The 18614-nt window shown below is 47.1% G+C and carries 18 protein-coding genes; 17 read left to right on the top strand and 1 reads right to left on the bottom strand.

Annotated features, from left to right (window positions below):
• Window positions 1-54 precede the first annotated feature (54 nt).
• The 3 genes from HRM2_RS06030 (at window position 55) to HRM2_RS06020 (ending at window position 2868) form a co-directional block, all read left to right on the top strand.
• The gene (locus HRM2_RS06030) at window positions 55-1161 is read left to right on the top strand and encodes a M20 family metallopeptidase (protein ID WP_015903116.1); all 1107 of its coding nucleotides are present in this window, start codon (window positions 55-57) and stop codon (window positions 1159-1161) included.
• Window positions 1162-1247: 86 nt separating this feature from the next.
• Window positions 1248-2015 carry a metal ABC transporter ATP-binding protein gene (locus tag HRM2_RS06025; protein ID WP_015903115.1) on the top strand — a complete coding sequence of 256 codons (768 nt, stop codon included), beginning with the start codon at window positions 1248-1250 and terminating at the stop codon, window positions 2013-2015.
• The gene (locus HRM2_RS06020; protein ID WP_015903114.1) at window positions 2008-2868 is read left to right on the top strand and encodes a metal ABC transporter permease; all 861 of its coding nucleotides are present in this window, start codon (window positions 2008-2010) and stop codon (window positions 2866-2868) included. Before HRM2_RS06025 ends, HRM2_RS06020 begins: the two co-directional genes overlap by 8 nt.
• Window positions 2869-3259: 391 nt before the next feature.
• Here HRM2_RS06020 and HRM2_RS06015 read toward each other — a convergent pair whose 3' ends face one another.
• Window positions 3260-4138, bottom strand: a complete 879-nt coding sequence (locus HRM2_RS06015; protein WP_015903113.1) for a DUF169 domain-containing protein — start codon at window positions 4136-4138, stop codon at window positions 3260-3262.
• Between the two features lie 734 nt (window positions 4139-4872).
• Here HRM2_RS06015 and HRM2_RS06005 point away from each other — a divergent pair.
• The 14 genes from HRM2_RS06005 to HRM2_RS05940 all read left to right on the top strand — a co-directional run bounded on the left by HRM2_RS06005 (window position 4873) and on the right by HRM2_RS05940 (window position 18587).
• Entirely contained in the window at window positions 4873-6576 is a 1704-nt protein-coding gene (locus tag HRM2_RS06005) for a sulfite exporter TauE/SafE family protein (protein ID WP_015903112.1), read from the top strand.
• A gap of 114 nt (window positions 6577-6690) precedes the next feature.
• The gene (locus HRM2_RS06000; RefSeq protein WP_015903111.1) at window positions 6691-7248 is read left to right on the top strand and encodes a hypothetical protein; all 558 of its coding nucleotides are present in this window, start codon (window positions 6691-6693) and stop codon (window positions 7246-7248) included.
• 5 nt (window positions 7249-7253) lie between these two features.
• Entirely contained in the window at window positions 7254-7718 is a 465-nt protein-coding gene (locus tag HRM2_RS05995; protein ID WP_015903110.1) for a hypothetical protein, read from the top strand.
• A complete protein-coding gene (locus tag HRM2_RS05990) occupies window positions 7715-9235 on the top strand; it encodes a two-component system sensor histidine kinase NtrB (protein ID WP_015903109.1) in 1521 nt (506 codons plus the stop codon). The genes HRM2_RS05995 and HRM2_RS05990 overlap by 4 nt, the downstream gene beginning before the upstream one ends.
• The gene (locus HRM2_RS05985) at window positions 9232-10626 is read left to right on the top strand and encodes a sigma-54-dependent transcriptional regulator (protein WP_015903108.1); all 1395 of its coding nucleotides are present in this window, start codon (window positions 9232-9234) and stop codon (window positions 10624-10626) included. The genes HRM2_RS05990 and HRM2_RS05985 overlap by 4 nt, the downstream gene beginning before the upstream one ends.
• Window positions 10627-10708: 82 nt before the next feature.
• On the top strand, window positions 10709-11557 hold the full coding sequence (locus HRM2_RS05980) for a DMT family transporter (protein WP_041273689.1): 849 nt from the start codon (window positions 10709-10711) through the stop codon (window positions 11555-11557).
• Between the two features lie 332 nt (window positions 11558-11889).
• Window positions 11890-12405 (top strand): PilZ domain-containing protein, encoded by a 516-nt coding sequence (locus tag HRM2_RS05975; RefSeq protein ID WP_083776527.1) that lies wholly within the window; start codon window positions 11890-11892, stop codon window positions 12403-12405.
• 179 nt (window positions 12406-12584) lie between these two features.
• Window positions 12585-12914, top strand: coding sequence for a PilZ domain-containing protein (locus tag HRM2_RS25890; protein WP_015903105.1), 330 nt, complete (start codon window positions 12585-12587; stop codon window positions 12912-12914).
• Window positions 12915-13215: 301 nt separating this feature from the next.
• Window positions 13216-13662 (top strand): hypothetical protein, encoded by a 447-nt coding sequence (locus tag HRM2_RS05970; protein WP_015903104.1) that lies wholly within the window; start codon window positions 13216-13218, stop codon window positions 13660-13662.
• 165 nt (window positions 13663-13827) lie between these two features.
• Window positions 13828-15072: an N-acetylmuramoyl-L-alanine amidase gene (locus tag HRM2_RS05965; protein WP_232364207.1), complete on the top strand. Its 1245-nt coding sequence runs from the start codon at window positions 13828-13830 to the stop codon at window positions 15070-15072.
• Between the two features lie 379 nt (window positions 15073-15451).
• A complete protein-coding gene (locus tag HRM2_RS05960; protein WP_015903102.1) occupies window positions 15452-15943 on the top strand; it encodes an Lrp/AsnC family transcriptional regulator in 492 nt (163 codons plus the stop codon).
• Window positions 15944-15953: 10 nt separating this feature from the next.
• Window positions 15954-17018 carry a mandelate racemase/muconate lactonizing enzyme family protein gene (locus tag HRM2_RS05955; protein WP_015903101.1) on the top strand — a complete coding sequence of 355 codons (1065 nt, stop codon included), beginning with the start codon at window positions 15954-15956 and terminating at the stop codon, window positions 17016-17018.
• Complete coding sequence (locus HRM2_RS05950) at window positions 17018-18205, top strand: DUF1611 domain-containing protein (protein ID WP_015903100.1); 1188 nt, start codon at window positions 17018-17020, stop codon at window positions 18203-18205. Before HRM2_RS05955 ends, HRM2_RS05950 begins: the two co-directional genes overlap by 1 nt.
• A gap of 202 nt (window positions 18206-18407) precedes the next feature.
• Complete coding sequence (locus HRM2_RS05940; protein ID WP_041273086.1) at window positions 18408-18587, top strand: hypothetical protein; 180 nt, start codon at window positions 18408-18410, stop codon at window positions 18585-18587.
• Window positions 18588-18614 lie beyond the last annotated feature (27 nt).

The raw sequence follows: 18614 nt of genomic DNA, 5'->3' as shown, positions 1-18614 counted from the left end.
GCCTTTTATCAACTTTAACTGTTGGTTTTTTAAGCCATACAGGAGCCATCCCCCATGAACAGGTATAAGGATGAGATCATCCCCCTTTTAAAAGAGCTGATTGAATTTAAGAGCACGGCCTCAAGACCCATAGAAATCAGCAGGTGTGCAGACTTTATTGAAACCTACGTCAAACAGACCGGTGCCCGATATACAAGAATTGACCACAACAACATTCCCTCCATCCTTGTCACCCCAAAAGGCAAAGTAACCCCGGTGCTTCTCATGGCCCACTTTGACGTTGTGGAGGCTGAGGACCCTCTTTTTACCGCCGTTGAAAACCAGGGGAATCTCTATGGCAGGGGCAGCAATGACGACAAATATGCAGTGGCCGTCTGCCTTGTTCTGTTAAAAAAATGGATGGCAACCCTTGAAAAAAATCAGCAGAGCCAGGCCCATCTCCCCTTTGGCATCCTGATCACCGGCGATGAGGAGACAGGCGGTTATGACGGGGCCCAATACGCATTGAGACAGGTCAAGGCCAATTTTGCCATTGCCCTTGACGGCGGGAATCCTGAAAAGGTGATTCTCAAGGAAAAAGGAATGCTCCAACTGGAACTTGCGGCCCATGGCAAGGCGGCCCACGGTGCAAGGCCCTGGCTTGGGGTCAATGCCATTGATCTCCTGGTCGACGACCTTCAAAAAATCCGCCCCCTGTTCATGGACAAGGCAGAGGGCCACTGGCACAAGACCCTGAACCTGGGCATCATCCGGGGGGGAGACTCGGTTAACCAGGTGTGTGACAAGGCCTGGGCCCTCCTTGACATCCGATACACGGAAAACGACGACCCAGACCAGATTGTGGCAGATATTGACGGTCTTACCCACTCGACAATAACCATCAAGGAAAAGGAACCGCTGTTCACAGGAGGGCATTCAGACTACCTTGACAAACTTCTATCCCTTGTTCCCCAAGCAGTCACGGGCAACGAACACGGTGCAAGCGATGCACGGTTTTTAGGTGACTTAAACATTCCCGGCATCATCTGGGGTGCCAGGGGCAACCAGACGGCCCATGCAAAGGATGAACATGTGGAGATAAAGAGTGTAATCATGGTGTTTGAGACCCTGGACAGATTCATGGATTTAATCGAAAAAGAGAATTCCCCTAACAGACGTTAACCCGATTTCATTTAACACAAATTTATGCTATCTTTTCCCCCTGAAAATTTAACGGTAATTGTGTGATGTGCAATAATGGGGGAAGGATGGTCAAATTGAAGTCAGACAATGCAATTATTTTAAAGAATGTCTCATTTTCCTACAACCGGGGCCTTGTGCTTGACAGGGTCAACCTCTGCGTCGAAAAGGGGGATTTTGCTACCATTGTGGGTCCCAACGGCGGCGGAAAGACCACCCTGCTCAAACTTTTTCTCGGGCTGTTGAAACCTGACACCGGCACCATTGAGGTGCTTGGCACCTCTCCTGAAAAGAGCCGGCTCAGGGTCGGGTACATGCCCCAGCACTCAACCCTTGATATGCATTTTCCCGTAACCGTCATGGATGTGGTACTCATGGGCCGGCTGGGCAATAACTTCTGGGGCAGATACTCAACCGATGACAGGGCAAGGGCCGTAAAAGCCCTTCATGAGGTGAACCTTGGCGAACATACACGACATCATTTCAGCCAGCTGTCAGGCGGTCAAAAACAACGGGTGCTCATTGCAAGAGCCCTTTGCAGTGATCCGGAACTGCTGCTCCTTGACGAACCCACATCCAACATTGACGAAGAATCTGAAGAGGCATTGTTTACAATATTAACGGAGCTCAACAGCCGCATGACCATACTCCTTGTCTCCCACGACATTGGATTTACCTCCCAGGTGGTAAAAAGCGTAATCTGCGTCAATCGAAAGGTGAACATCCATCCGACCACCACCATGGACGGCACCCTGATCAAGGATATTTACGGCGGGGATCTCAAAATGATCCGCCATGACCACCGATGCAGCGAAGGGGGCCACTCCAATGACTGATGTGTTAAACCTGCTCACAGACCCTGACCTTGTTTTTCTACGAAACGCCCTGATGGTCGGCATCCTGGCAAGCGTTTCCTTCGGGGTGATCGGCACCTACGTGGTCACACGAAGAATCAGCTATCTGGCAGGGGCCATTTCCCACTCCGCCTTTGGCGGAATTGGTGCAGCCCTATACATGAATAAGGTGCTGGGATTTTCCTTTGTCCAGCCCATTCATGGGGCCATTGTCTCAGCCCTTGTGGCTGCCGTTATCATGGGTCTTGTAAGCCTCTATGCAGGGGAAAGAGAAGACACCGTGATCGGTGCTATCTGGGCCGTTGGTATGGCAACAGGGCTTTTGTTCATCGACATCACCCCGGGTTATTTTGAAATCTCAAGCTTTCTGTTCGGCGATATTCTCCTGATCTCATCCCAGGATATTGTTCTGGTGGTGGTGCTTGACCTTGTCATCCTTTTGATCACCACCCTTTTTTTCAACAAGCTCCTTGCCGTATGTTTTGACGACGAATATGCCACCCTACGGGGGGTAAATTCGGGCAGGTATTATATTCTTCTGCTCTGCCTCACGGCACTGACCATCGTACTGCTGGTTCGGATTGTCGGCATCGTCATGGTCATCGCGCTTTTAACCCTTCCTTCCGCCATTGCCGGAAAATTCACCTCCAGCATGGGAAGAATGATGCTGCTTTCGATCTTGCTGTGCATGGCATTCAACGGTGCCGGGCTTGGAATCAGCTATTCTGCCTCACTTTCAAGCGGGCCCACCATTATCGTCCTTGCAGGCCTCACCTATCTTAGCGTCATTGCCGTACAGCGACTCATCTCCCTTGTTAAAAATGGCTCACACTGAATTGGCAGGACAAAAATTCAGGCAGGGACATTGACCGTCATGGCCACAGTTTCGGGCAAGACAAGGGCAGGTTTTATCTGATAAAAGAATCCATCAGACAAAACCTGCCTCGTTTTTTTTGTATTAAACACCACAGACCTATTTCAATCAAAGGTTTTCATCGATCGCTGAGACCAGGGCAGAGACTACTTCGGCCAGCCGGTTATTTAGCGGCTGACCGAAAATCCGTGCTTGAATGGCTCAAACACTGACTATGTTGGTGGTACTGTAAGAAGGGAAAGCGGGGCAAATGTCAATAATCGTCATATCTGACAGCTACAGGTGTACTGGAAAACCTCAAACCATATAATTGTCAAATATGACGATATAAGTATGCGAGATGTTAAGCTCTTTATTTTTTATATTTCTTAAATGTTAGAAATGGACAGAGTTTACAAATATCAAATCCAGGATAGGTTTCACCGGTTCGTGGGAAAGATACTCCTCCGTCTCTGACGGTTCGTTCTAACATCCAGTGAACGGTTGGTTCCATTTGTGTATAGGGCATTATCCAGTTAATTTCGCCTTGCTCTGTCTTTCCGGCAGTGTAACTACTGCTACACATCTGGGTAATGTTGAATTTTTGGGTTACGTGGCATTGAACGCAACCATGGCAAATTGATGAATTCATGGTCATGATATTTTGCAGGGGATGGTTATCAAAAGCTGCATTCCAGTCATTTCCCAAATGGTAGGATTGGAGAGTATCGCACATACCATGAATAAGATCAGGTGTAAAAGGGGCTTTGTGCAAAGGAGCTGTAGCAAAGGCTAAAGGCTCTTTAGCCAATCGTTTTTTTGTTTTAACAAAACGTTCGGCCTGATCCCAGTCTTTGGTATATTTCAAATGACTCTTTATTTCAGCATCGTCAATTTGTTTCCAATTTAATACAAATTTTGCATTTGCACAGCCCATTTTATCTGCTGTTCCAAGGAGGACTTCTCCGCCTTGTCTGGATGCTGCGACATAGGCACAAAAAGTAATCGGTTTGAGAGCAGTTTTAAACTCAACATTCTCTTTAAAAGCATCCAACTCAGCCTGATCAAAAAAGTATTTAACTGCTACTGGATAATACTTCATTTTCAAAAGGTTTCTTAACGTAAAAACGATATCTGAATCAGACAGTTTACCGCCATTTTGTTCAGCATTTTCTAAAAGACGTTTAGCTAGCTCCACATCATCCATATACATATCTGTATCTATAGCTTTTGAAACTCCCACATCAGTCATACTTAGTCTCCCTAAATTAGATAATAATTATTAAAACAATATTTCCTGCTACAATCCATCAAATCGGGCATAACTATAATCCCGACTAATGATGGGACCTACACTACAAATCGTATCAACATAACCGACCTAACGTATCAACCATACTGAGCTTGTTTTTGTAAAACAATAATTGATTTACATACATCACAAAACATCAGGTTTTCACGTGGTCGAGCATAGCAATATCCATACCAACCGTTATAGGATTAAAACGGGCGGGCAACTCCCGGCCTGTAAAAGAATCAGCCGTTTCGCAGCCATCTCCAGGCAGGGGCAAATGAGTTATTACCCGTTTCAAGACCGTGGAACACCTTAAAATGCAATAAAAAAGATGCGGTGCAATAAAAAAGATGCTATTCACAACCCACCGGGATCAAACCATTTCCCACCCCAGAAGCAATTAAGCAACGTTTTTATTGCACCTCTTGTCCATCAAATCCCAGCCATTCCCCCCATCCACCGGTCCGACCGAAGGGTTAATCAAAATTGACGTTGGGTTAAAAAAAATATTGTACTGCAAAATCAGGGGATTAAAAAAAAAAGTTTTTTTTTATCCAGAATCCGGCAACAGGGAGGCACACAGTTTGCTAAAGGTACTATCCTGAAATTTACACTGTTCTGCACCTCAGCGTTTGGGAGTACCCGGCTTTTAAGAGGGGTGTATCAATTAATTTGTTTTAAGGAGAAGATAGATGAAAAATGTTTTTGCTCGATTATCTACTTTTACAATGGTTCTCCTGTTTTGTGCCATGCCCGCCCTGGCCCAAAACACGGGAACCCTTTCCGCATCAAGTTATAGCGTAGGCGATGTGGTCACTGTGACCGGTACCATTGAACCCGGTGCCGAGTTATTCCTGAGCATTGCCGCCAAGGAACGGTTTGCACCCCAGGACACCACGGGAAAGACCGAAGTTAAACAGCTTGCCAAGGATGCCGATAAAATAGGCTTCACAAAGGAAACCAGCATCCCGGTCCTCTACTATATGATCACCTCCAATCCGGAAAAATTCGGAACAGTTGTGAAAAAGAAATTCGGTGGCCCCTCGTTCTTCACCCAAAAGGGAAAAAGAGGGCTCTACAGCACCACCATGTTCAAGCTCAACAGCTGGAAGGATCTGGACGATCAGACCCGGTCAATGCTCAACGCCATCACCAGCGAAGCCGAGTGGAACTTCTACAAATACGCCCACGAATCAAACTACGGTATCAACACCATCACAAAAGAACTGACCCGGGTGGGTAAGGTAACCATCTTCTCCAGAAGCATTCTCAACGACTTTGAGAAATCAGGTTCTTATTGGGACAAGGGCACAATAATTGACCTTGATAAAACCACAGGAAAGTTCACCGCTTCATTCAAAACCTACCGTCACACACCCCCTGACACAGCATTCAATGTATCTGTAAACGGAGAACCTGTCGGAGATTACACCCTTAAATCCAAAGGTTTCTGGCTCACCAAGGGTGGCCGGTACATGAATCCATTATGGATTATCATTGGCGCCATCCTTGTGGGGGCTTACTTCTCCATGATCGGTGCTGCCGGCGGACTGCTCATGGCCGCCTTCCAGGCAATGGTGGTTCAGACTGCAGGTCCCATCGGTATCAACGCGGCCAACGTTCTTCGTCCGTCCAACATCGCCCTGACCCTGTTCTCACCCCTGGGTTCCTTTTACCGGTTTGCCGTAAAAGAAAAAAGGGTGGCATGGCCCGTGGGTCTTTCGTTTGGTGTGGGTATCTTTATCGGTTCCGTATGGCTGGGCAAGTATGCCATTGAATACCTGCCAATGAGTTCATACAAGGAATGGCTTGCCGTCCTGGTTGTGCTCATGGGCATCAAGACCCTCCAGGAACTCACCCCCAAGGCCATGGAAAAGAGAAAAAACATCAAGGCCATGGTTCAAAAATTCAACGCAGCCGTTGCCAAGGCAAAGAAAGAAGGTACTGCCGCAGAAATGGGTTCCATCGAGCCTGTCAAGGCAAGCCTGGTCGACTACCGCTTCAAGTTCTGGGGTGAAGAGTTCAGGATCAATCCCCTTCTCTTTGGTATCCTGGGTTTAGGTATTGGTATTGTTTCAAGAAGTTTCGGTATCGGCGGCGGTTTTCTCCTTGTGCCGGCCATGACAAGCCTTGGAGCACTGCCCATGTACGTTGCCGTTCCCATCGCCCTTGTTGGAACCTGCTTTTCAAGCATCGGGTCGTTCATCGGTTATATCCTGAACGGTTACCTTCCGGATCTCTGGCTTGCCATCTCCATCATCATCGGCGGTTTTGCCGGCGGTATGCTCGGAAGTCGTCTCCAGACCCTGTTCAGCGAAATTCAGCTCAAATGGGTTCTGGCCATCACCCTGTTCTTCCTGTTCTTCAGATTTTTTAAGATTGAGATCTGGATCTAACTCTGGTAGATTCATCATATAACCAGGCAGCAAATGACAGGGGCGTTGCAGTGGCAACCCCCTGTCTGATTTTAACCATCTGAGAAAATTGTTTTTTACAAAGGTGCAAGCCCCATGGACGCTTTCCTTGACACCCTCTGGGATCAGATTTTAATTCTCAGCCTCAAGACAGCAGCCCTGCTCGATATTCTGCTGTCACCCCTTTCCTTCCTAGGTCCGGTTGTCATCATATTTTTACTGGCATTGGCCGCAGTCGGAGTCTCTGCTTTTTTAAGTGCCGTCTACTCCACAAAACGGCATCAGCACCTTGAAAAGGAATTTAAATACTGGTTTGACCTGCGCCAGGAGGCCACAAACCACCCGGAAACGGACAAGGGAAAAGCCATGGCCAAAAACATCGACCAGGCCAAACTCAACCGGGCCTATTACGACTACTTTTTCGAAGGATTGATGAAGAGCCTCCTCACCACCTGGCTGCCGATCTTTACAATACTGGCCTATGTGAACCTGTCCTACAATCCTGAAGCCCTTGGCAAAAAGTTTGGCTCCGAAACTCTTTTTGTGATTGGAACCCTAAAAGCAAGCGCCATTTTCTGGTATGTTGTCTCCCTGGTGGTGTCGTTTGTTATCGTCGGCATTACAAAACATCTGTATAAAAAACGCAAGCCATAAGCCCAATGAGACAAATCCGCATTACATACACCCTTTTCACCCTCATCATCTGCGGTGGTATCTTTTCTCCCTGCCCTGCCCTTGCCACCCAGATGCATGCAGGATCCGAAGGCATCCTTGTCCACCAGTTGGGTCACCTTTTTTTTCTCATCTCCATGGTGACCCTTATCTTCACCATCAACGGCCAGGGTCTTGACAGGGAACGGGGATGGAGACAGATTCAGTTTTCAGCCGCTTTATTCATCGTCTGGAACCTGGACGCCATGGCTGTCCATTTCCTGGACAACCAGATATCGGCCGTGGATGTAAAGACCCTTTCCGTGTGGGCCATCAACATCGATCCAGTCAACGGCAGTAAGGCCCTTGCCAATTTCTATTATATTCTCAAGCTGGATCATCTCCTGTGCGTTCCTGCCATTTTTCTCTTCTTTCAAGGCCTGTCAAGCCTGTTAAAAAAGGAGGAGACATGATTTTTCCATACATGCCTATCCTTGCAGTGGATGTCATGGGAGCATTTGCCATGATCATCATCGCAGCCATGTCCCTGCACAAGGCACGCCTGCTCAGGGAGAAAGTCCCGGACAACATGGTCTATCTCTACCTCATGTGGATCTGTTCAGGCTTTACCATCTTTGCGGTGTCACGATCATTCGGCCACATCGTCAAACAGCTTCTGATACTGTCTTCCAACAACGACGTCTGGCAGATCATCTCCCCCTATTCAGGCACCATCAACACGGTATCGTTCATGCTGGTGGGTCTGATCACCCTGTTTTTCAAGCAGAGCTGGAACATCAACCGGGAAATCCTCAAAAGTCAGCGGGACCTTGAGACCACCCACATTGAGCTTGTTCACCTCAACCAGAACCTTGAACACAAGGTCATTGAGCGCACGGAAATGCTCACCACAAGCGAGCACAAATGCCGAAGAATTTTCGAGCAGTCCCTTGACACCATTCTTGTAACCGACAGCCAGTGGCGGATCATAGAGATCAACCCAGCCGGCATCACCATGACCGGTTACACCAAGGAAAAGATGGTCAGGGGCAAAATGCATGTCAAGATGCTCTTTGCCGACCAAAACGAGTGGATGGGCCTCCAGGAGCATATCAACGCCCATGAATTCATTCTCAACGAGGAAACCCTTTTTGCCCGCCCCAACGGAGAGACCCTGCTGGTCATGATCACCTGCGGTGTGGACTATGGTGCCTTTGGCTGCCAGAAAACCTACCACTTCATCATCAAAAACATCAACGATAAAAAAATGATGGAAAAGCAGATGGCCCAGGCAGAAAAACTTGCGGCCCTGGGCGAACTTTCGGCCGGGGTGGCCCATGAAATAAACAATCCCCTTGGGATTATCCTCGGCTATACCCAGCTGATGCTCAAAAACGAACCAGAGGGAAAAAGCAACAACCACGACGATTTAAAAATCATAGAAAAACATGTACATGCCTGCCGAACCGTTGTTTCCGACCTTTTAACCTTTTCACGAAAAAGCTCAACGGACAATGGCCAGGTCAATATCAACAAGGTGATTGACGATGTGGTAAAATTTCTGGGGAACCACCCGGACCTGAGGATGGTTGACATCCTCCTGGACCATGACCCCAGCAATCAGCTAATGGTTACGGGAAATGAGCAGGAGCTTCGTCAGGTCATGATCAACCTTCTCATCAATGCGGGCCATGCCGTAGAAAAGAGGGGGGTCATAACCATAACAGCCCGGGCAAACACAAAAAACCAGGTCCTTATTTCCGTTTCTGACAATGGATGTGGCATTGATAAAAAAGAACTGTCTGATATATTCAACCCCTTTTTCACCACAAAACCCGTGGGCGAGGGAACAGGCCTGGGCCTGTCGGTCAGTTACGGCATCATCTCCAACCACGGCGGCGACATCACGGTTAAAAGCACCCCTGGGACAGGCACCGTATTCACAGTGATACTTCCCCGGACACCTGAACAAAAAGAGGCAGATCAATGAAGGGAAATGTTCTTGTTGTTGACGACGAACGGGACATGGCCATGCTCCTTAAGCGCACCCTGGAACCTGAACTCGACTGCACCGTCACAACGGTATTTTCTGCTGAAATGGCCCTTACCGTGCTTTCAAGGGAGTCCTTTGACCTTGTTCTCTGCGATATCCGTATGCCCGGCATGGATGGATTTGAACTCCTCGACCAGGTGGGCGATCTTTTCCCAGATCTCACCATGGTCATGATCACAGCCTTTGGCAGCATCGATGTTGCCATAAATGCCATCAAACAAGGGGCCTATGATTTCATATCCAAGCCCTTTGACCGGGACGAAATCATCTTCAGGGTAAAAAAAGCCTTGGAGCGCAGCCTGCTTTTAAAAGAGAATCAAAAGCTCCACAACGAAAAAAAAGGACAGTTTGGAAAGCTCATAGGGGAAAGCCCTGCCATGGCGGCCGTGTTCCAGAAAATCGCCATGGTGGCCGAAAGCAATATCACAGTGTTGATCACTGGAGAATCAGGCACGGGCAAGGACCTTACTGCCCAGTCGATCCACAGCCTGAGTCCCCGCAGGGATCACCAATACATTCCCATCAATTGCCCCACCGTGCCGGAACACATCCTGGAAAGTGAACTCTTCGGGTATAAAAAAGGCGCTTTTACCAATGCCATCCGGGACAAAAAAGGGCTGTTCCAGGAGGCGGACCAGGGCACCCTTTTCCTTGACGAAATTGGCGACATCTCCCCCACCGTCCAGACAAAACTGCTTCGTGTTCTCCAGGAACGCGAAATCAAACCCCTGGGAGACACAAAATCAATAAAAATAGATGTGAGGATCATTGCCTCAACCAATCGGAACCTCCAGCAGAAAATCATTGACGGCGAGTTTCGGGAAGATTTCTTCTATCGCCTCAACGTTTTTACCATTGAACTTCCACCCCTGCGGGAAAGACTCACCGACATTCCGAGCATCGCCCAGCACCTTGTGATCAAGCACTGCAAAAAGCTGGGCCGTCAGGAAAAAAAAATCTCCCCACGGCTGATGACACTGCTGATGGAACATGCCTGGCCCGGAAACGTGCGTGAACTGGAGAACACCCTGATCCAGGGCATCCTTTCAGCCGACACAGACACTATCACCTGCTCAGACGTCTCCCTGGAACCCATGGTTCCCCACCTGTACAACCCTGACGCCATGAATTATGATACCCTCCAGGGTCTGCCCTACAAGGAGGCGAAGGAGGAGATGCTCCTCCGGTTCAACCACAACTATATCGGGGCCATGCTGTCGCTTTCAGGCGGTAATGTCACCCAGGCCGCCAAAAAATGCGGTCTTGAACGCCAGGCCCTGCAGCAGATCATGCGCCGGTTTGACATTTCAGCAGATATGTATCGGTGAAAGAGATCAACTGCCAGCAAAGGCTTAAATGCCTCTGTTTGCAATACTTCGGTGTTTCATAAAAAGATTAAAAGGAAAATTTTTGAAGAACTGGAAACCCTACCTTGCCGGTGTATTGGTGGTGCTTATATGGTCAGGTTGGATAACAATCTCCCGGTATGGGGTGCACACCCGACTTACCCCGGCAGACATAACCCTGCTTCGCTATTGTACGGCGTTTTCCGTCGTTTTACCCTTTGCCGTTCGCTATCCGTGGAGAAAATTTACGCTGTATCAGTATCTGGTCGTTGGCCTGGGTGTTGGTTTTCCATATACCATGGTGTCGTTCTACGGCCTTATTGAAATTCGAGCGGCCCATGCCGGGGTGCTGGTCAATGGAATGTTGCCTGTGTTTGGCGCCATTGCCGCATTGTTGTATTTCAAGCAACGGGTTTCAGCTGTGTGCTATGGTGCCATTGCGCTTATTTTTGCGGCAAATATTGTCATGATCGGGGGAAACTTTTTTTCATCCGAGCATTTGTTGGGAATTGTCCTGTTGCTCTGCGCCGCTGTTATTTATACCTTTCACATGGTGGGTGTACGGCTGTGGGGATTCACCTGGAAAGATGTTTTTGTAGTCGTTCCAGTTGTAAATGTGGCACTTTTTCTACCGCTCTGGTTCTTTTTCCCATCAACGGGTTTCAAGGTGCCTGTCCCAGAGATGGTTTTACAGGCAACATATCAGGGACTTGTCGTGAACATTGTGGCATTGTCCTGTGTAGCCTATGCCATACGCCATTTAGGAACAATTACCGTCTCATTATTCATGTCATTTGTTCCTGTAATCACTGCAATCTTTGCCTGGCTGTTACTTGGAGAAAACCTGACTGGTCAAGAGATTACAGGCATTGTAGGTTGCACCGGCGGACTGCTCATCTATAGTCGGGGATAATTTATTACCCCTGGAGATTGTCTCAATTACCAGTCCCCCTCTTCAATGACATGAGATTAAAAATGGATCCATCCCTCAGACTGGAAATTTCTCCGTTCCATGGCAAGCTCAAATTAATCCAACTTTGAAATATGTGCCCATTAAGGCAACGAAGAAGACGGCTTAAAAGACAAGCCATGTGGGAGGTTTTATTTTGATCATGGGCCTAAGTTAAATTAGTGTCGAAATTCTTGAATCTTTACAACCATAATAAAAACTTGATATAATACATTCTTAAATGCCCTACTTTAACATAACGATTTAAGATAATTAATGTTGCACTTAAGCTTTTTATGCCAATTGCCGACGGTGTAATCGCAGATCCAAGGAGAAAAAGAACAATGGGCATAAAAGTTTTTATGGATAAAAATAAAATGGCGACATTTTCCTGTCCAGAATGCAAAAAAATCAGACAAATGGATGTCTCCCAATTTTATAATATTGTTAAAGAAGTCAAATTAAAATATACCTGCACTTGTAAACATAAAATATCTGTAATTCTTGAAAGACGTCAATTTTTCAGAGAAAAGGTATACTTGGAAGGATGCATCCTAAAAAATTTAAAAAAATACGCCATGATGGTGGTTGATATTTCAAGATTTGGTCTGAAAATAGAACTTATAGAAAAACTTGAACTGAAAGTGGGTGAAAAAATTCATGTTGAATTCATACTTGATAATTTAAATCGATCAAAAATATATAAAGGCGTAATAGTGAGGACCGTATCTTCCAAAGAAATCGGAGTACAATTTGAATCCTCTGACCATTATGACAAATTTGGACCCTACCTTCTTTTTCATTTTAGTTAATTCAAACCTCAGTGAAATCTGTTTGAGAAACAAGGCATTGCATGCGGGGTCATCACACTGAAAATTTTAAAACGGATAACATCATTGTTATCGCAGCAAGGATGGCAGACCTTGCTTATATTCGGCTAACTGAAGCTTAATCAAATTCCCCCCCTAAAGACGGTAATAAGGATTTGCCTGTGGAACCTTTCCCGGAAAAAAGAAAATATCAACGACATTTACATAAGTCTCCAATAGATCTCTACCGCATTGATTATAAAAACAACCGTTATTCCGCTGAGATGATTGATTATTGTTATACCGGGCTATCCCTGATGACCAATGAAAAATTAGTTTTAGGTGAATTGGTATATGTTGAGGTGAAAAATTGTGACTCGACCATCCCCTTCCCAACAGAAAAAGCAAATTACAGTGGCATAGTCAGGTGGGGGATACGATATCCTTTAACCAACACTGAAACGAATTCTCTTTACAAATATGGAATCGAATTTTCAACAAATAGTCATTGATAACTCAACCTTCGGGGGATTGGCTGCTTAAATTTTTCTCAAACTATAAAAAGTCGATACTGATAAAAAAGCTCCGTTTTCAAGTCAGGGACACCGCCAAAATTTGGTACATACCAGATATGGTGGTAGGCGTTTGTGATAAAAATAGGCCAATCTACACATTTTATGTTGCAGGGGTCTAATAAAATAAGATATTAATCAAGAAGATTTAAAACCTAAAAGTCAAAAACAATATGGCTTGCCTTGTCCCATTAAGATCACTAGTGGTTAAATTTATACTTATTTCAAAAAGGTTTGAATAATGAAAATAACAATTACAGTAGAACTTGATCAAGAAGCGACTCAGATGATCGCAAACCCTTTGGAAAGCATTTCACAAAAGATAACCAATCTGATCGAGTCTTTTGAGAAACATAGCCAGGTAATAAAAGCTACCCCGGAAGAATCAGCGGTCCCACCGAACGAAATAAAAGAAGACCCTATCCACGATAGGCCTGTACAAACCCAAGAGCCGGCGAATAGCATATCCGACAGAAAGAATATTAGAAAATCCATATTAGAGGCGATTAAAAGCAAAAAAACCGGTTTCAAGGCCAAACAAATTCAGGAAATAACCGGTTTCACGGGCAAGCAGATCTCGAACAATATTTTTCATCTAAAGAAGGCTAAACTTGTCAGGAAAACACCTAAGGGCTTTTTTGTCTATATTCCACCCCAGGAACCCAGTATCAACTCAGACTTGGATTAAATCTATTTCGCAGCAGGGGATTTCCCTTTTCCACCGTCTCTGATATAACTCTTTGGATGAACCATCAAAAATCGAGGGAGGGCTGAGCAGGTGGCAAACTTTTGGACAGGTCTTTTTTTCAGGTGGATGATTCCGTTAATATGTTGTGTTTTTCTGATAACCGGTATGCCCGGAAAAAGTTTTAGCTACAGCCAGTCAGACTATCGTAAATTCAAGTCAGATATCATTGACTACCAGGGACATCTGAATCCTAAATTTAAAAAAAAGAGTCGCAAAAAAACCCGGTATATTATCGTCCATACCTCAGAACTTGGACTTTCAGCCACATTAAGGGTGGTGTCCGAAGGCAAGCAATTTAAAAACGGGCGCTCGACACCGGGGGGGCATGCCAACTATGTAATAGCCAGAAACGGCGTGACGTATCAGATCATGGACAAACAATTTCGTTCAGACCATGCCGGGTTATCCATGTGGAATGGCCAAAATGACATAAGTTCAGTTTCCTTGGGCATTGAGCTTGTCGGACACCATTATGCCCCGCTTACATCAGCACAATACCGGTCAGTTGCCATGCTGATTGATATGCTTCAGAAGGCATACGGACTTGATGACAAGGCCGTCCTGACCCACAGCCAGGTCGCCTATGGAAGACCAAACCCATGGTTCAATGAAAATCACAGGGGACGAAAACGGTGTGCAAAGAACTTCAACCGGTCCAAGGCAGGTGTGGGCCTTGGCTGGCAATATGACCCCGACATCCGGGCAGGACGACTCATGCCTGACCCACAACTTGCAACCCTGTTTTATGGAAAGAAAACACCCATAGCCACAAAAGACACCCCAGGAGAAGATCCGGCCCTGGGATCCAATGTGATATCCAGACAGAACACTGCCTGGTCCATAGCAGGGGATGAATATAACAGTCCTACCACGGCGTATGTTCTGGCGGATGGGCGGGTGGTTCCCGGGGATCAGGTGGAGAAAAAAATCGGCTGGGACCGCATACCAGCCCACACCCGTGTGTTGCTCAACCAGGAAAACAACCAGCCCCGGGTGGCAGATTTAACGAGTCCTGTAAAAATAATTTCAGACAATTACACAGCATGGTTCCTTGCAGGCCCGGCCTACAGGGATAAAACCACGATTTATTTTCTACCTTCAGGCAAAAGCGCTCCTGGTTCCAGGATATCTGACTGGGACGACCTGCCCAAGCAGACAAAATTAATTCTGGGATATAGGGGACCGTTCAATATTACCGATATCCAGACCGCTTTTAAAATTGCCGGCCATCACTACAAGGACGGTAAAACCGTCTATTACCTGCCCAGGGGCGAGTTGATCTGTGGAGATCAAATCACTGATTTTTCAAACCTGCCCAGGGGAACCCAGGTCTACCTGCCGGCCATTTAATCCAGGAATTGCGCAAATTTTACGATGTGTCGATCCCTGGCAGGAGTCAGCGCTTTCAAAAGCCGTTTTTTATCAGGAACAAGGCCGGCACTGTCGAAAGTTTTTCCCAAAAAAATTCAAAAACGTAACTCTTTCGACCTTAGAACACCAAAATTATAATATTCATCCCCCCTGTCAAGGTATTCTTTCCATCCACTTTTCAAACCAACAACGGAAATTACAGGCCATTGGCCGTTTTAAAAACCTTGGCATAAAATATGCTTTGCATTTTCTTTGTTCGGGGATGACTTTATTTATTGATAATTAATTGACATGATAATTTATATAATATAATTTTTTTAGATGTAAATATCATTTTAATTAAATCAAACAGGAAACCATGGAAGACAAAGAGATCGACATGATAGACAGGCAATTGATCAAACTGCTTTCTGAAGACGGCAGAATGCCGGCCAAAGAGATCGCCAAAAACCTCAAAGTTTCAGCCCCGACAATTCACACCCGATTGAATTCCCTTATCAAGCGAGGGATCCTCAAGGTTGCCGGAATGGTGGACACATTCAAGGTCAAAAATATGCTGGTTGCCATTATTGCCATCCGGGTGGATGACAATGGAAAAATGGGCCAGGTTATTGACCAGCTCATGGAGTTTAAAAATGTCCATTGGGCCGTTGCCGTTACAGGCCGCTACGACATCTTTGCCGAAGTGATTGTCACCAAAGGAATCGAATGGATGTTCAAATTTTATGAAGAAGAGATGAGTAAGATAGACGGAATCAGCCATGCCGAATCTTTTATGGTAACAAACACACGCAGAAAATGGACGCTGCTTCCGCCCCAGATCAACGGCTGGATCCCGGAACAACCTTAAGGAAACTTCTATGAAAATTAAAGAAATAACCATCTGGAAAGAGGACCTGGCTCTCACACGACCCTACACCATTGCCTATGAAACCATCAGCGCTGTTGAGAACGTGTTTGTGCTTCTTGAAACAGACAACGGCATCACCGGCATTGGCGCTGGATCCCCTGCTGAAGATGTAACCGGGGAGACAATCACGGCAACGGAAACCGCCCTGAGCCTCAAACTTGCCCCCATTCTCCAGGGAAAAGATATCAGATCCTGCTTTTCCCTGCTAAAAGAGTTAAATACGGCCCTGGCAGACACACCGGCAGCCCTGGCTGCTGCAGACATCGCCCTCCACGATCTTGCAGCCAAGACAATGGGTCTTCCCCTGGTGGATCTTCTTGGCCGGGTCCATGACCGGTTACCCACATCCATCACCATCGGGATTATGCCGGTAAAAGAGACACTGGCAGAGGCCGAGGAGTATCTGGGCAGGGGGTTTTCTATTCTGAAAATAAAAACCGGTCTTAATGTTGAAGAGGACATTGAGCGTATCATCCGGCTCAACGAGACCTTCAAGTCAAAAATTTGCATGCGTGTTGACGCCAACCAGGGCTATGAAGTTGAAGAACTCCACCATTTTTTTAAAAAAACCGTCGGCCTTGTGGAGTTCATTGAACAACCCCTCAAGGCAGAACATCTCGAAAAAATGGGGCAGCTTCCCCAGGCCATCCGGCGGGTTTCAGCGGCTGATGAGACCCTTCTCGGCCCCCGGGACGCAGCTCAGATGCTCCATGCCCCAAGACCCTTTGGCATTTTTAATATTAAGCTCATGAAATGCGGCGGTATCGCCCCTGGATTGGAAATCGCAAACATGGCCGGGCATGCCGACATTGATCTCATGTGGGGATGCATGGATGAAAGCATTGTCAGCATTGCAGGGGCACTCCATGCGGCTTTTTCCTCAAGGGCAACCCGGTACCTGGACCTTGACGGCAGCCTTGACCTGGCGCGCGATATTGTTAACGGCGGATTCATCCTGGAAAACGGATGGATGAGAACCACGGACCAACCTGGATTGGGAGTTAAAAGAATCTGATGAAATCTGAAGTAAACAACGATAAAACAAACACCGGCCTGGACAAAAAAAAGCAACCCATGATGGGATCTGCCGTTATTCTGACCAACGGCCGCCTGGACACCATAGATGCCAAAACAGCCCACGGGCTGATCCGGGGAACGGAGCGGTTTGAGATAACCGGTGTTATTGATGCAAATAGCGCAGGCCAGGATGCAGGAATGTTAGTGGACGGAACCCATCGCAACCTGCCGATTTATGCAGACATGGATACCTACCTGGCAGCCGGGGGCAAACGACCCGATTTTGCCATCATTGGCCTTGCATTGTGCGGCGGCAGGCTGGATGAGCAATGGCAGGCCCTGGCACTGGATATGATCAACCGGGGAATTTCCATTGTCAACGGCATGCATATGCTCCTGGGTGATATTCCCGTATTTAAAAAAGCGGCCAGGGACAACCATGTCCAGATTATCGACATTCGCAGGCCCAAACCCTTTGACCAGCTCAGCTACTGGTCCGGTCGTATCTTTGACATGAAAGTTCCCCGCCTGGCCGTGCTGGGAACGGACTGCGCCCTGGGCAAAAGGACTACGGCCCGCTTGATTATTGAAGCCTGCCGCAGACAAGGAACCACTGCCGAAATGATCTATACCGGCCAGACAGGCTGGCTCCAGGGCAGCCCCCATGGATTTATACTGGATACCACCACCAATGATTTTGTCAGCGGAGAGATCGAGTCCGCCATTGTCCAGTGTGAGCAAACGTCTTGCCCGGATCTCATTGTTGTGGAGGGTCAGTCTGCCATGAGAAACCCCCTGGGCCCCTGTGGCGCTGAGATCATTGTTTCGGGTAATATCAAAGGGGTGATTCTCCAGCATGCTCCGTTTCGCGAACTTTACGATTCTGCGGAAAACCTGGGATGCCTTCTGCCGGAACTGGAGAGTGAAATAAAACTCATTGAAATGTTTGGAACAAAGGTGATTGCCATTGTCCTCAACGGAACGGGTGGCAGTGACTCAGCCCTTAAATCCTGGGGACAACGCATTGGAAAAAGTACAGGCATTCCCGTGGTCTGTCCCATGCTGGAATCCATGGATAAACTCCTGCCCCTGATCAGACAATTTATCCAGGACCATGATCTGTTGCCCGACACCACGGCCCGGAAACCAAGAGCTGCCAGTCAAACGGATAACACCCATGACTGATCTGATCATTAAAAATACCAGGGTGATCTATGGGAGCAGGACAGACGTGTTTCGGGCAGGGCGTGACAACGGAGGTCACGGGAAATTGTGGCGGATCCCCGTGGAACAGGTTTTCACAACCCCCAGCCCCCTATACCCTTGCGCTGGGAAAAAGTCGCCGGGGAAAATGCCATAAATTCAACCCCGATTGGAGGACGGCATCATGACACCCTTGGTTGAAATTCACCATCTGTCCAAATTTTACCCAATCACAGGCGGGCTGCTGCACCGTAAAATGGGTGAAGCCACAGCCTATCACCTTGTCATTTTTTTTGCTTCACGCCTGTCCATGACCCCATTGCAGTCCATAAAGAGTCGTTCAGGGACAAAGCTTGCCGATTGACAATTGACCCGCCCTAACCTATAAAAG

Origin of the sequence: Desulforapulum autotrophicum HRM2 (assembly GCF_000020365.1) — a bacterium.
In the GTDB taxonomy this organism is placed as follows: domain Bacteria; phylum Desulfobacterota; class Desulfobacteria; order Desulfobacterales; family Desulfobacteraceae; genus Desulforapulum; species Desulforapulum autotrophicum.
Note: the sequence above shows the minus strand (reverse complement) of the source record. Positions and strands in the feature narration are given on the sequence as shown.

Excerpts from the sequence above, each read along its gene's own strand:
- HRM2_RS06030 (WP_015903116.1), top strand. The coding sequence starts at position 55 with ATGAACAGGTATAAGGATGAGATCATCCCCCTTTTAAAAGAGCTGATT.
- HRM2_RS06025 (WP_015903115.1), top strand. The coding sequence starts at position 1,248 with ATGGTCAAATTGAAGTCAGACAATGCAATTATTTTAAAGAATGTCTCA.
- HRM2_RS06020 (WP_015903114.1), top strand. The coding sequence starts at position 2,008 with ATGACTGATGTGTTAAACCTGCTCACAGACCCTGACCTTGTTTTTCTA.
- HRM2_RS06015 (WP_015903113.1), bottom strand. The coding sequence starts at position 4,138 with ATGACTGATGTGGGAGTTTCAAAAGCTATAGATACAGATATGTATATG.
- HRM2_RS06005 (WP_015903112.1), top strand. The coding sequence starts at position 4,873 with ATGAAAAATGTTTTTGCTCGATTATCTACTTTTACAATGGTTCTCCTG.
- HRM2_RS06000 (WP_015903111.1), top strand. The coding sequence starts at position 6,691 with ATGGACGCTTTCCTTGACACCCTCTGGGATCAGATTTTAATTCTCAGC.
- HRM2_RS05995 (WP_015903110.1), top strand. The coding sequence starts at position 7,254 with ATGAGACAAATCCGCATTACATACACCCTTTTCACCCTCATCATCTGC.
- HRM2_RS05990 (WP_015903109.1), top strand. The coding sequence starts at position 7,715 with ATGATTTTTCCATACATGCCTATCCTTGCAGTGGATGTCATGGGAGCA.
- HRM2_RS05985 (WP_015903108.1), top strand. The coding sequence starts at position 9,232 with ATGAAGGGAAATGTTCTTGTTGTTGACGACGAACGGGACATGGCCATG.
- HRM2_RS05975 (WP_083776527.1), top strand. The coding sequence starts at position 11,890 with ATGCCAATTGCCGACGGTGTAATCGCAGATCCAAGGAGAAAAAGAACA.
- HRM2_RS05970 (WP_015903104.1), top strand. The coding sequence starts at position 13,216 with ATGAAAATAACAATTACAGTAGAACTTGATCAAGAAGCGACTCAGATG.
- HRM2_RS05965 (WP_232364207.1), top strand. The coding sequence starts at position 13,828 with ATGCCCGGAAAAAGTTTTAGCTACAGCCAGTCAGACTATCGTAAATTC.
- HRM2_RS05960 (WP_015903102.1), top strand. The coding sequence starts at position 15,452 with ATGGAAGACAAAGAGATCGACATGATAGACAGGCAATTGATCAAACTG.
- HRM2_RS05955 (WP_015903101.1), top strand. The coding sequence starts at position 15,954 with ATGAAAATTAAAGAAATAACCATCTGGAAAGAGGACCTGGCTCTCACA.
- HRM2_RS05950 (WP_015903100.1), top strand. The coding sequence starts at position 17,018 with ATGAAATCTGAAGTAAACAACGATAAAACAAACACCGGCCTGGACAAA.
- HRM2_RS05940 (WP_041273086.1), top strand. The coding sequence starts at position 18,408 with ATGACACCCTTGGTTGAAATTCACCATCTGTCCAAATTTTACCCAATC.